Here is a 13206-nt window from a genome sequence, read left to right on the forward strand (position 1 = left end):
ATGAGAACGATGAATTTTCCTTCCAATACCATGTCTTATCTAACTTTTGTTAGTCGCGGAACAACTCCTGTTCCATCTGCTCCAGTTTCTCCGTCTAGTTCCTTCGATCCCTTCCCCTCCAAACGTCGATTTACACCTCTACGTCCGATTCGCAATTGGCTAGAAAGCATTAAAATCCAAGACCCAAAGTTCGCTCATCGCTTGTGTGAACTCATCCCCTCCCAATGTCCGTTTGAACGGGATATTAAACTATTCGGTCATCTCCTCTTCCATATTCCGCCTCTGTGTAAACTCAATCCTTTCTATGAGGAATTAGTGTCTCTGCGCTTTCAGGCGTTATGTTATTTGGCGGATGAATGTGGAGAAGATATTTCAGCTTATTGTTGAGGTGTTGACTGTTGACTGTTAATTGAAAAATCCGTCTAAATCAGATCAGTGATCCCGATTAACGGTTAACAGCCAACATCGCTTTTTTCCTATTTTTCTACCAACCAATGACCGGAAAAAATACTTTTAACGGCTAGAGAAATACGATGTAAGTCTTCTTGTAATAAAGGGGGCCATTCAACGCCTCGGTTGCGACCGGATGCAAATTGTTGATGACTTTCCATTGCTAATTGATGTAACGCCAATACAAGGATTTTTTCAAAAGTTGACGTTTCTTTTAGGGTATCATAAGCAATTTTCAAGGCTAATAAAATAGACGTGACCTGACCCGGAATCGGAGGTTGACCCTGTTTCAAGCGGATTAAAAACGCATCGGGGTTTTTTTGTGTTTCTAATGCCATGCCTTGATCAATTAAAAAATTGTAGGCTGTTTTGTAATCCATTGCAATTGATTTGTTAAATTTTATCCACTCAAATTCTATAGCAATAGGGAATAGGGAATAGGGAACAGGGAACAGGGAACAGGGAACAGGGAACAGGGAATATAGCAATAGGGAATATAGCAATAGGGAATAGGGAATATAGCAATAGGGAATAGGTTGTAACATTTTATCGTAGGGGTGGCGTCCCTCCCAACCCTCTTTGCGCTTGGGTTGGGAGGGACGCCACCCCTACAGGTTTTGATCACAAATCATTTAGGACTGCTATAGCAATCTTCAAGCTTATGCTATTCCCTATTTACAGAAATAAAATCGGAGATTGTAGGTGAGAACTATAACTTCCGCAGACTTTTACCGTTGATTCTGCAAGACGCAGTGTTAAAGATAAACGAACTTGACCGCTAATATTACAAATAGAACGATGAATTAAATCATCAGTAAAAAAGATAAATTCTCCGGGTTTTAAACTCACAGGTAAGGCTGCTTTTTCTATTTCTGCTTTAACGTCAAAAAAAGGATTACCACTAAAGGGATCATTCATTTTTACAGGACACAAAGAGTTATATTTATTGGGTAAATATTGAAACCCATTTCCAGCATTCACTTCAGTTAAAGCCATATAAACATGAAGGGTTTTTCCAGTTTTTGTTAATAACTGAGGATATCGATCTTGATGCCAAAGGGGGATTAATTGTTGTGCGGGATAATTAACCCACAATTCTGAACGCCAAAGCAAGGGTGATTCTCCTAAATATTCCTTAACTTTTTGGAGTAAATTAGGATTTTGACAGAGTTTCAAAACTACAGGAGAATCTAAATGTCTTTCCATATTAAATTGTCGTTTATACCCTTGAATCAGAAGTAACATTAATGATCCAAAATCTGCTTTTTTTAAGAACTGATAGCTATTAAAAATTAGATGACTGGGAGAATGGGGTAAAACAGTTGTAAAGATATGGTTTTGAATCTCTTGGATCTCGATTTCGGTTAAATTTAAAGAATATGGCCCCCAGATTCCATCTTCTTGATGATAGGTAATGGGTGCTTTTGAACTCAGATTAGATAATCCTGTCCAAAATAAACTTTGTTCCCATAATTGACGACCTAAATGATCATTTTGAGCGAGATCTGTTAAAGGCATCGGTTGCAAGTTTCGATTTAAAAATTGACCATTAATTAAGCAATATTCGGGATAAGTCAAAAATTTAATCAAATTTAGACTAATTTTTTGAGGAGAATTCCCAATCTTAAAAAAACGGCTTAAACGATGCCAAATTGTAATATTAGATTGGACAAAACCCGGATGCAAGGCATTCACTCTGACGGAGGTTTGACTCAATACATTTTGCAGGAGATCCCGCATTAACAGCAGTAAACAAACTTTAGAATCGGCATATAATTTGAGGAAGTTTAAAGGTGTTTTTTTGACCCATAATTTCCAAGCTAGATTCTTTGACCATAAAGCCAAATCAGAAGCTATGAATAAAATTTGGCTCGATTCTGATGTTTTGAGTTTATCTAAGAGTAAATAAGTGAGTAAAAAATGTCCTAAATAATTAGTTCCCCAAATTAATTCAAACCCTTCTTTTGTGGTTCCAGATTGATTGAAAATACCAGCATTATTAATTAAGACATTCAAAGGAAGTTGACGTTGATCAAATAAATCAACACAGGAATGAATTGATTTTAACGAGGCTAAATCTAGGGGTAAAAATTCAACTTTCCCCTGATTTGTTTGGGTTTTAATATAATCAATCGCTTGATTGGCTTTGAGTTGAGAACGACAAGCAATAAACACATGATTTCCCTGTTTTGCTAGTTCTAATGCTGTCATTAAACCAATTCCTGAACTTCCCCCTGTAATTAGACAAACTTGTTTTTGCATATAAACTCTGGTTAGATAAAAATGTTCTTGTAGAGACGCGACATGGCGCGTCTCTACGGTTATTAATTGGGAATGATAGAGCAATCTTGACTAACAGTTAGGACAAAGATTAATACAGCAAACCTAGAGGTGCAATCTTTCTCTTTCTCTTTCTGTTCCCTGTTCCCTGTTCCCTGTTCCCTGCTAGACTTAAAAAAGTCTATTCCCATTCAATCGTTCCAGGCGGCTTAGACGTAATATCATAAACTACTCGATTCACGCCACGAACTTCATTAACAATCCGATTAGAAATTAATTCTAATAAATCATAGGGAACCCGTGACCAATCGGCTGTCATCCCATCTTCACTACTCACAAATCGCAAGACAATCGGATAAGCATAAGTGCGATGATCTCCCATCACACCGACACTTCGCACCGGAAGTAACACCGCAAAAGCTTGCCAAAAATCGTGATAAACTCCTTGTTTATTGATTTCTTCCCGAACAATTAAATCCGCATCTCGGAGAATATTTAACTTTTCAGCCGTAACTTCTCCTAATATCCGAATCGCTAAACCTGGGCCAGGAAAAGGATGGCGGCGGACAATTTCTTCAGGTAAACCAATCGAACGCCCGACTTTTCTGACTTCATCTTTAAACAGTTTTCGCAGAGGTTCAACTAATTTAAACCGTAAATCTTTGGGTAATCCGCCAACATTGTGATGGCTTTTAATTTTAACCGCAACTCGTTCTCCACTTTTGGGATCAACATTCGTATCGGCGGACTCAATCACATCAGGATATAATGTGCCTTGAGCTAAATAATCAAAGGGCCCTAAACGGACAGATTCTTCTTCAAAAACCCGAATAAATTCTCGACCAATGCGTTTCCGTTTTTCTTCGGGATCAGTAATTCCTTCAAGTTGTTTTAAGAACCGTTCCCGCGCATTAACATATTGAACCGGAATGTGAAATTGTTCATGAAATAATTTTACTAATCGTTCCGGTTCCAATTTCCGCATAAACCCTTGGTCAATAAACATACAAGTTAAATTATCACCAATGGCGCGGTGCAGTAAAAATGCTAAGGTTGAAGAATCAACGCCCCCAGAAAGTGCTAATAAAACCCGTTTATCACCGACTCTAGCGCGAATCTCTCGAATAGATTCTTCTACAAAAGCTTCCATTGTCCAAGTCGGTTGACAGCGACAAATATGATAAATAAAATTGCGAATTAAGGCTTGACCGCCAATGGAATGCACGACTTCAGGATGGAATTGGACGCCATAAAATCGTTTTTCATGGTCAGCAATAGCGGCGCAAGGCGTGTTATCGGTATGGGCTAAAATCTCAAATCCAGGGGGTAATGCAGTACAGGAGTCGGCGTGACTCATCCACATGGTGGCGCCCTGTTCAACGTTGGTCAGTAAGTCGGTGGGATCATCAATCTGTAAGGAGGCTTTACCGTATTCCGCCCGTTTAGCTCGTTCTACGCCACCGCCTAACTGTTTCACCATTAACTGCATTCCATAACAAACCCCTAAAATGGGAATGTTCAACTCCCACAGTTTGGGATCACATTCTGGAGCCGCGTCATCATAAACAGAATTAGGGCCACCGGAGAGGATAATGCCTTTGGGGTTGAGTGCTTTGAGTTGTTCGGCGGTTGTCCGATAGGAAATTACTTCAGAATAAACTTCAGTTTCCCGAATGCGGCGGGCGATTAATTCGGAATATTGGGAACCAAAATCGAGAATAACGACCATTTGTCGGTTCAATTTTTCAACGGTCGTATCAGTATTTTGGGTTTGAGTTGGGGTTTGAGTCTGGGGGGACATATTGAGTTTAGTGTAAGGGATAGAAATTCAAAGGTTAACAATTATAAAACTCAGACCCCCTCTAATCCCACGGAGGAGAATGATAGAGGAGGTTATGATTACAGGTTTAGAGATCCTGAATTAGCAGTTATGGGTCACGATGGACAAATCTTGACAACAGCCTTCAAGAGTGATTCTGATTACATTGACACTCCCTGTGCCTAAAGACATGGGGATTCTGGGTTCAACGAAACCACTTAATCAAAGTACCTTGCAGTGCTTTAACCAGAGGTGGGATTCACGCCCTTGCGTAAATTCGGATATGCCCTATCCTATTCGCATTGCTGCGAGTTCTTTTTTACTTGAAACAAATTTGTTTCAAAAAACTGGTTGTCTAGCTCCCACGAATCTTTTACCCACTGCTGGGGGAAACTAGAACTGTGCAGTAGAACCCTATAGATTCAATTGTCAAGGTTCAGCGTTTTGCCGTTAGGCGACTAGGTTTTTAGACAGGTTGTTCACCTTTCCTGTTACCGGAAATGGTAGCACAATTAGATTTGAACTGAAAACCTAATATAAAGCCTAACTAGGTATTAGGGGTTTAAAACCCATTTTTCTGATAACAAATTTGCTCTAAAAGTGGATCAGCGATTTCACTTTTAATGATAATTTTACGCTTCCGGTCGAACATTAGGGAAGCCACCTTGACATTTTTTTCGCATTGGCTATAAATATAAGCCTGGGATCGGTGATCAATAGCTGTTGCGATCGCTCCATACACCCGATTTACCCAATTTTCCCCCCAAGAGTGCATCTAATTCCCGCAGGTATTGTAAACCATCTTCAGCCGTGGAACTGTAGAAAATTTGTTGTAGATCTGGGGTAGGTAGTCCCACAATTGCACAATGGGCGGTTAAAATTTCTAATCGGACATCTGCAAGATCATGATGGGTATAAAAAATTCCTCCCCGAAAAATCAGTTATCCTAGACGGAAAACGGATTACCCTTAACATAACCATGATTGATATTAACTGGGATACCTTTTGTTCTGAACTATCGGGGATTGAGACGATTCGGGATCAAACCCAAGTGATGAAACTTTCCCAAGACTATTATCATTTTAGCCCAATTTTGCAACCGTTACTCCAGAATAAAACCGGAGATATTGTAGTACGTCCCACAACGGAAGCCGAAATATTACAAGTGGCTAAAGTTTGTGTGAAATATAAAGTTCCGCTCACGGTTAGAGGTGCGGGAACGGGAAATTATGGACAGTGTATTCCCTTAGCAGGAGGAGTAATTTTAGATATTTCTAAATTGAATAAAATTAAATGGATAAAACCAGGGTTAGCTTGTGTCGAACCTGGGGTTAAATTAGCAGCATTTGATAAACAAGCGAGGGAAATGGGATGGGAATTACGCATGATTCCTTCCACCTATCGAACAGCAACTATTGGGGGATTTATTGAGGGGGGAAGTGGGGGAATTGGTTCGATTACTTATGGACAATTACGCGATCGCGGTAACTTACAAGCAGCGCGAGTTATCACAATGGAAGATGAACCTGGGATTATTGAATTAAGAGGGGATGACGTGCAAAAAGTCAATCATGCTTATGGTACAAATGGGATAATTACGGAGTTAGAAATTCCCTTAGCTCCTGCCTATCCTTGGTCAGAAATTATTGTTACCTTTGATAATTTTATGACCTCGGCTCGATTTGGTCAAGCCTTAGCCTTATCCGATGGGATTATTAAAAAATTAATCTCTATTTGTGCATCTCCTATTCCCTCCTATTTTACTGCATTTAAAGATATAATTCCCGCCGGAAAACCCGCAGCATTGTTAATGATTTCCGAAACCAGTTTAGAACCGTTTCAAGAATTAGTTAAAGAATATAAGGGCACAATTTGTTATCAAAAATCATCCCAAGAAACCGGGAAAGGAACAACAATAATAGAATATACTTGGAATCATACGACATTACACGCTCGAAGTGTTGATCCATCAATTACCTATTTACAAACGCTATTACCTGCGGATCGAAAGTTAGAATTATTAGAACATCTTTATGATCATTTTGGGGATGAAGTTATGCAGCATTTAGAGTTTTTAAGACTACATGGAGAAATGCACCCCGCCTCTTTACAATTAGTGAGATTTACCACAGAAGAACGGTTAAATGAAATTATTCGTTATCATGAAGAACGAGGGGCTGTTATTTTCAATCCCCATACTTATATTTTAGAAGATGGCGGGATGAAAATGATTAATTTAGAACAGTTACAATTTAAACAAAAAGTAGACCCTTATGGGTTATTAAATCCAGGGAAAATGAGAGCTTGGTTAGAACGTGAAAAACATCTTTAACTACCAACTCCTAGAAATTGGGTTTCTGAATCAAAAATCTTGATTTTATCCCATAAACAAGGGCTAGAAACCCGATTTCTGTGATAATTTATTCATCTTTAATTAACTCCATCGCTTGCTTTAATATTTCTTCTTTGTTGGCTAATTTTTCTAATTCTTTAGCTTCATAAATTCCTTCAGAAACCTCTAAGGATGCTTTATTAATCGCTTGTTTATAAGCAACTTCTAAAACTTCCTCAAGTTCCTCTGGAGACAGATAATAACTTTGTGAGCGAGGACGTTTATTTTCATCCTTTATTTCAAAAATAGCATTCTGAATTGAAACATCCCAAGACCGAGTTGTCCGTTTTTCAACTTGACGTTTAATTAAATGAATTAATAAAACGATAGCATAGCTACGAATGGTTTTAACAATATCTTTGCGACCCATTTCTTCTAATTCTTCAACAACAGCAAGGGAACCCGGAATATCCCCTTTTAACAATAATTCCTTTAGGGTTAGGATTTCTTCCATAATATCTGGAATTGATGAGGGTTAATTTTATTATAACATAATTTATGTAATTAACTTAAAAGCTTGATTTAATAGTTCTTCACGATTGACTAATTTTTCTAATTCTTGAGGCTCATAAATTCCTTCTGAAACTTCTAAAGACGCTTGATCAATTGCGTTCAGATAAGCATCCTCTAAAGTTTCCATTAGCTCTTCATAATTGAGGTAATATCCTCCAGATTTTCGGCGTTTGTTTTCCCGTTGAATTTCTCGAATTGAGTTGCGAATTGAAACATCCCAAGACCGAGTTGTCCGTTTTTCAACTTGACGTTTAATTAAATGAATTAATAAAACGATAGCATAGCTACGAATGGTTTTAACAATATCTTTGCGACCCATTTCTTCTAATTCTTCAACAACAGCAAGGGAACCCGGAATATCCCCTTTTAACAATAATTCCTTTAGGGTTAATATTTCTTCCATAATATCTGGAATTGATTAGGGTTAATTTTATTATAACACAAAATTTATGTTATAATAACTTAAATCCGAGTTAATCTCTATTACATGGAGAATTTTCTCTATTGGTTTCTTCTCTATTTGTTTCTTCTCTATTTTTTTCTTCTGAAATAAGTTTTGTAATTTGCCAAATAATAAAACCTGCTATCGCTCCTATTACAATACTTAATAAACTTAATAAAGATGCTAGAATCCAAGGATCAACGGGTTTTTCCAGATAGGATAGGGTTCGGGGTTTTTCAATGTATGCTGAGGTAATAGAGGAAGCAATACCCCCTACACCTAAACCAACGCCTAACGTTGAAATAGTACGCTCTAAAGATTTATCGCGTTTTGCTTCTTCTTTTTCATTTTTGCTTAATGTTTTGGCATTTTCTTGATCAATTTCCGCTTGTTCAATTTCAACTAAACTGCGAATAGTATTGATTAGTTGTTCGAGTAAATCTTGACCGGGGGATAAATAATTGAGATTAATTTCAATTTGGGTTTGATACAATTGTTTACAGGTGCGATCGCCAAACTCTTGCCAAAATTTCACCTGATCTTCTGGGGTCAAAATATTTTTAAGGCAAGTTTTATAGTTTATGATATTTGTAGATAAAGAGGTGGAATAGGTTTTTAAATCGCGTAAAGAACGGCTATAATTGAGCGAATCAATAGGAATAGAATTGAGCATTTCTTTAAAGGTTTCAAGGCGAGTTTCTGGTTTTGCGATCGCCTGAGAAAATTCCTCTATTTTTTTCTCAATTTGGACGTATTGTTTTCGCGCCGTTTGGTTTGCTTGTTCAGCTTTTTGATAGATATATAAAATCTTATGGCGACAGCAGAGGAACTCAATTATCCAGTCGTTAATTTTTTCCTCCAGTTCAATTTTATCAGCTTGATGGTTATTAATTGAAATCAGAATTTGACAGTTTTTCGATGGATTTTGAGGTTCAGTTAAATTGATTAATTCATATTGAAATATATGACTTTTAAACAGTTTTCCTTGATCACGAAAAACAAGTTTATATTCATTTGTTAACAGCTTATTAGCCCAAAGCTTGGCGATTTCTTTACATTCATCATCGGTTGCTTCCGCTTTTCCATAAAGCCAGAGGGTTTGTCCTAATGAACCTTGAATGGAATTTGGTAATAAATGATTGAGTTCAAAATGGGTTAGATCTGTAGTATCAATGGAGGTAGAGAATGGTTCACAAAACAGCGTTAGATCGATGGCGTAGGTATCGTTAAAACGGAATGGTTGAACATTTCCTACTAGGGAAAATTGATCATTTTTAATCGGTTTAAACTCAATAATACCAGACGTTGCTAAAGATTCGGTTTGTTGTCCGTTTTCATTTTGGGGGATATAATTCCCCGCTTCGTCATAACAAATCAGTTTTGTGCGTAATTCTTTTAATTCAGAAAAGGGTAAAAACTCACTCAGCTTGATTAAATTTTCCCACAATAAATTTGCATCTTTGTCAACTTGATCAGGTGCATCGGTCAAGGTATGACGAAGATGAAAACTATAGAGAGTTACGGTGAAATTTTTTAGGGAATTGTTCACGGTTGGGGGTTAGAATCTTGGGGATTTTTGGGTTTTGGGGAAGGTTCAGGGTTAACAATAGGGATAGAAAGTTTAATAATCGAGTTAATTAGTAGTTGGGAAGATGGGGGACTATCTGAATCTAGCGGACTTGAATATTTAGTATTACCAATAGCTAGATTTAGGTTTAAATTTAGTGAGGGTGAGGTTTCTTCGAGTCGCTGACAGTATTCCTGGCGAATCTGCTGATGGCTTTCTAACTTTAACCACGCCTCAATCTTGTCAACAATATCTTCCTCATCGCTAGGAATATTATTAACCCAATGCTGTAAATCTTGCCAATCTGCAAGGGAGATTGAGTTGGGTTTTTCTATTAATTCAATAAACACTAAAACACTATTTCGATAAACTGACATGGGTTAAACTCCTTTACCAATTGCACAAAACGCAGCCCAATAACAGGGAGATTCAAAGGGTTGAAATGTTGCCGCTTTTTCGATTTCCTGTTCTTGGAAATGTCTCTTTAATTGCGCCTTCTCAGCATCACGCAGGGGCGTGGTGGGTAGCCAGGTTTGAAACCCCTGAACGGTGGTATCCCTGAGCCAACATTGGGCAGTCTTGAGGGCTAATCCTATATTACCAAGGTTTTCAAGTTCTTGGTAGAATTTTAACATTAAGATGGCCGTAGCAATAGCATTCACTGACCACAAACTACTGACAATATTCGTGGCCCCTGCTAAAATAAAGCCACTGGGTAAACCAATATACTCATCGCTGTTTTTGCTGAAGTCTGTTAACCCGGTTTCGCAGGCGGAAAGGGTGACGAGGCGACAGTTTTTTAACTCAAAATAGCGGATAATATCATCTAAGGTAAGGACAACCTCATCGGCTAATTCCAAACCTGAATCTAAGGGATTATTGGGATCAAACTTCCCATGACAGAAGAAAAAAGCACAGTGACTATTCCGCAGTTTTTCATTGATACTACCGTTTTTTGTAGTGGCATCAATGTGTAAAATATCTGATTTTTTGGCTCTATCGTTTTTCAGAATATCCGATTGGAGAAATTGTTGTTTAATGGCATTTACTGAACCTAAATCTAAATCTTTTAAATTTGGGTTGGGGGTTTGAACTGCAAATAAGCGATCAAATTCCGTGCAGTTTTGCTCTTGCACTTGCTTTAATAGTTGGTTACTGGGAGTATAGCGAACTCCTTGGGAAAAACAATCAAGAACAGTCGGATGGGAGGGAATGGGGTTGCCCTGGGGATGGAATTTTAACCAAGTTTCTGTGCTGACAGGTAAAGTATGGAGGGGGAACAGATGCAAATAGCGATGGGGAATCAGAATTAATTGATTAATTGATTTAGGAAGTTCTGAGAATTTCCCTAAAATTTGATCAATCTGTAAAATCTTGGCTAAATCTTGCAGACGAGACGGGAGGCTATTTTGCCATTGTTCTTGTAATGCTTCTTGTTCTGATTTGGTTTGTGCTTGCTCAGAGGCATAATAGGCTTTAAAATATTCAACTGCCCAATTTTGTAATTGTTCTAAATCAGTGGTAGTAAAAGTATAAATCAGGGGTTGGGAACGGTGACGGGTGATGATAAAGGCGCGAAAACAATCCCCGAAAATATACCATTGAAGAATGGCTGTGTGATCGTCAATTAAACCTTGAATTTCTTTATATTGAATCGGTTTAAAAGGATACAGTTGATCGTAGCGTTTACGCAGTTCGTCAATTAGGGTGTCGTCCCGTTGGGAAGCAGCGGCTTGACGACGATCTTCGTAATCAATTTCTTGCCGTAATCGTTCCAATTCCCTACGCTTATCATCAGGAATTTTGCCCTTGGGATACAAGTCCCGAATCGCTAAAACTTCAACCAGATTTTGGGCTTTGCTGCGTTCCACATATTCAATCGCTTTTTTATAGTGTTTCAGTTCGATGCAAACTTCCACCATCCTCCGGTAAAGTTCATTCCACTCCTCCGCTAATTTCTGTTTCGCTTCCTCCCCCGAAACAATTTGACTGCGGAGAGTTTCTACCGTGTTGATGGCATCGGCAAAAGTTTCATAAGCTAACTGCCATTGTTGACTGTCTTGATAAACCCGTCCTAAGTTAAAGGCGGTTTTCGCATGATTTTGGGGAAAAGCCTTGCGGGTTCTAACAGACAAAGCATCCTTGTAACAAGCGATCGCAGTTTCAAGATTCTCGGCTTTTTCCCCTTGGGTGCGATCACTGTAGGCAGTACCGAGATTCATTTGTGTCCTCGCCCAATCTTGGGGAAAAGCGTTGCGGGTATAAACAGATAATGCCTGGGTGTAACAAGCGATCGCGTTTTCAAGATTCTCGGCTTTTTCCCCTTGGATGCGACTGCGACGCCAGTAGGCAGCACCGAGATTCATTTGTGTCCTCGCCCAATCTTGGGGAAAAGCATTGGGGGTATAAACAGACAATGCCTCGGTGTAATAAGCGATCGCTTTTTCAAGATTCTGGGCTGTTTCCCCTTGGATGCGACCTCTGTAGGCATTACCGAGATTCATTTGTGTCCTCGCCCAATCTTGGGGAAAAGCGTTGGGAGTTAAAACAGACAAAGCATCCTTGTAACAAGTGATCGCGGTTTCAAGATTCTGGGCTGTTTCCCCTTGGATGCGACTCTCATAGGCAGCACCAAGATTCATTTGTGTGATCGCCCAATCTTGGGGAAAATCCTTGCGGGTTCTAACAGACAAAGCATCCTTGTAACAAGCGATCGCTTTTTCAAGATTCTGGGCTTTTTCCCCTTGGATGCGATCGCTGTAGGCATTACCGAGATTCATTTGTGTCCTCGCCCAATCTTGGGGAAAAGTGTTGGGAGTTAAAACAGACAATGCCTGGGTGTAATAAGCGATGGCAGTTTCAAGATTCTCGGCTTTTTCCCCTTGGATGCGACTCCAGTAGTTAACTCCTAAACCATTTTGAATCGCTGCCCAGTTTTCGGTGTTACTTTCCCTTGTCCAAACGGTTAAGGCTAATTTTAAACAATTAATCGCAATTTCTATATTCAGGGCGCGGTTGCCCAGAGGGAACTCGGAAATTATAAGATTGAATAAATATAAAAGTGATGAAATTAGATTGGATTTGTCAGGGTCGGCGTCTTGCAGTTCTTCTGTTACCCATTCTTGCAAGGTGAGAATAAAGGTTTGATCTAATTTATCGCTATTTTCTAGGAGTAAGGGATAGACCGCTTTAGGATTCTTTTTATTTTTGGCAATTGCTATTAGTATTTCGAGTAATAGTTGTAAGTAGGCGTCGTTCATGGTGAGGGAGGGTTGGGGTTGGGTCTGGCTGTTATTGATGATTATAATAGATTTAAGTTGGAAAGGAACCACAAAGACACGAAGACACGAAGGAAGGGAGAAGGATGATTAAGGGGGTATGGGTATTGTTATTCGTGTTAACAATGGCGCTAAAAGCCTTGAAATAAATTTCAGGCTCAAAGCTCAAACCCGTTAAAACGGGTTAAGAAAGAGAAGTTTTGAGTCATCTTTAGATGACTTTAGCTCTTAGCCCGAAATTTATTTCCGGGCTTTTGGCGTTAAGTTGAAACCAAGGGGGTATTGTTCCCCCAACCCAGAAACCGGGTTTCTCTATTTCCCACCCCAACCCAGTTGAATTGAGTATAATTAAAAAATCTCTCAAACATCAGATGTTATGAATACTCTTAAATACAAGACAACTATTAAAAATGGTAAACTCGATTTACCTTCCCTCGATTTGCCAGAAGGAACTGTTGTTGAGGC

General features: G+C 38.9%; 11 protein-coding genes. 2 read left to right on the top strand and 9 right to left on the bottom strand.

The genetic code is table 11. The annotated features are described in order from the left end of the window. Nucleotides 1–30 precede the first annotated feature (30 nt). Complete coding sequence (locus PL8927_RS01360; protein ID WP_197047275.1) at nucleotides 31–387, top strand: Mo-dependent nitrogenase C-terminal domain-containing protein; 357 nt, start codon at nucleotides 31–33, stop codon at nucleotides 385–387. An 89-nt stretch (nucleotides 388–476) separates the two neighbouring features. On the opposite strand, the gene PL8927_RS01365 is transcribed toward PL8927_RS01360, so the two are convergent. The 4 genes from PL8927_RS01365 to PL8927_RS01380 form a co-directional block, all read right to left on the bottom strand. Next, nucleotides 477–830: a Dethiobiotin synthetase gene (locus PL8927_RS01365; RefSeq protein WP_083616840.1), complete on the bottom strand. Its 354-nt coding sequence runs from the start codon at nucleotides 828–830 to the stop codon at nucleotides 477–479. Between the two features lie 295 nt (nucleotides 831–1125). After that, nucleotides 1126–2712, bottom strand: a complete 1587-nt coding sequence (locus PL8927_RS28770; protein WP_083616757.1) for an SDR family NAD(P)-dependent oxidoreductase — start codon at nucleotides 2710–2712, stop codon at nucleotides 1126–1128. Between the two features lie 199 nt (nucleotides 2713–2911). Continuing rightward, nucleotides 2912–4531 (bottom strand): glutamine-hydrolyzing GMP synthase, encoded by a 1620-nt coding sequence (gene guaA, locus PL8927_RS01375; RefSeq protein ID WP_083616759.1) that lies wholly within the window; start codon nucleotides 4529–4531, stop codon nucleotides 2912–2914. A gap of 580 nt (nucleotides 4532–5111) precedes the next feature. Continuing rightward, nucleotides 5112–5324, bottom strand: a complete 213-nt coding sequence (locus PL8927_RS01380; RefSeq protein ID WP_083616761.1) for a hypothetical protein — start codon at nucleotides 5322–5324, stop codon at nucleotides 5112–5114. Nucleotides 5325–5528: 204 nt separating this feature from the next. Here PL8927_RS01380 and PL8927_RS01385 point away from each other — a divergent pair, with 204 nt between their 5' ends. Continuing rightward, a complete protein-coding gene (locus tag PL8927_RS01385) occupies nucleotides 5529–6881 on the top strand; it encodes an FAD-binding oxidoreductase (RefSeq protein WP_083616763.1) in 1353 nt (450 codons plus the stop codon). 88 nt (nucleotides 6882–6969) lie between these two features. Here the strand turns inward: PL8927_RS01385 and PL8927_RS01390 are convergent, their stop codons facing one another. The 5 genes from PL8927_RS01390 to PL8927_RS01410 all read right to left on the bottom strand — a co-directional run bounded on the left by PL8927_RS01390 (nucleotide 6970) and on the right by PL8927_RS01410 (nucleotide 12723). Then, the gene (locus PL8927_RS01390; protein WP_083616765.1) at nucleotides 6970–7395 is read right to left on the bottom strand and encodes a DUF29 family protein; all 426 of its coding nucleotides are present in this window, start codon (nucleotides 7393–7395) and stop codon (nucleotides 6970–6972) included. A gap of 42 nt (nucleotides 7396–7437) precedes the next feature. Further along, nucleotides 7438–7857: a DUF29 family protein gene (locus PL8927_RS01395; RefSeq protein ID WP_083616767.1), complete on the bottom strand. Its 420-nt coding sequence runs from the start codon at nucleotides 7855–7857 to the stop codon at nucleotides 7438–7440. Nucleotides 7858–7927: 70 nt separating this feature from the next. After that, entirely contained in the window at nucleotides 7928–9445 is a 1518-nt protein-coding gene (locus PL8927_RS01400; protein WP_083616769.1) for a hypothetical protein, read from the bottom strand. Then, the gene (locus tag PL8927_RS01405; RefSeq protein ID WP_083616771.1) at nucleotides 9442–9840 is read right to left on the bottom strand and encodes a hypothetical protein; all 399 of its coding nucleotides are present in this window, start codon (nucleotides 9838–9840) and stop codon (nucleotides 9442–9444) included. Before PL8927_RS01405 ends, PL8927_RS01400 begins: the two co-directional genes overlap by 4 nt. A gap of 3 nt (nucleotides 9841–9843) precedes the next feature. After that, nucleotides 9844–12723: a CHAT domain-containing protein gene (locus PL8927_RS01410; protein ID WP_083616773.1), complete on the bottom strand. Its 2880-nt coding sequence runs from the start codon at nucleotides 12721–12723 to the stop codon at nucleotides 9844–9846. Between the last annotated feature and the right edge of the window lie 483 nt (nucleotides 12724–13206).

This window comes from Planktothrix serta PCC 8927 (assembly GCF_900010725.2).
Taxonomy (GTDB): domain Bacteria; phylum Cyanobacteriota; class Cyanobacteriia; order Cyanobacteriales; family Microcoleaceae; genus Planktothrix; species Planktothrix serta.

Coding starts and splice junctions, on each gene's coding strand:
- PL8927_RS01360 (WP_197047275.1), top strand. CDS start 31: ATGTCTTATCTAACTTTTGTTAGTCGCGGAACAACTCCTGTTCCATCT.
- PL8927_RS01365 (WP_083616840.1), bottom strand. CDS start 830: ATGGATTACAAAACAGCCTACAATTTTTTAATTGATCAAGGCATGGCA.
- PL8927_RS28770 (WP_083616757.1), bottom strand. CDS start 2,712: ATGCAAAAACAAGTTTGTCTAATTACAGGGGGAAGTTCAGGAATTGGT.
- guaA (WP_083616759.1), bottom strand. CDS start 4,531: ATGTCCCCCCAGACTCAAACCCCAACTCAAACCCAAAATACTGATACG.
- PL8927_RS01380 (WP_083616761.1), bottom strand. CDS start 5,324: ATGCACTCTTGGGGGGAAAATTGGGTAAATCGGGTGTATGGAGCGATC.
- PL8927_RS01385 (WP_083616763.1), top strand. CDS start 5,529: ATGATTGATATTAACTGGGATACCTTTTGTTCTGAACTATCGGGGATT.
- PL8927_RS01390 (WP_083616765.1), bottom strand. CDS start 7,395: ATGGAAGAAATCCTAACCCTAAAGGAATTATTGTTAAAAGGGGATATT.
- PL8927_RS01395 (WP_083616767.1), bottom strand. CDS start 7,857: ATGGAAGAAATATTAACCCTAAAGGAATTATTGTTAAAAGGGGATATT.
- PL8927_RS01405 (WP_083616771.1), bottom strand. CDS start 9,840: ATGTCAGTTTATCGAAATAGTGTTTTAGTGTTTATTGAATTAATAGAA.
- PL8927_RS01410 (WP_083616773.1), bottom strand. CDS start 12,723: ATGAACGACGCCTACTTACAACTATTACTCGAAATACTAATAGCAATT.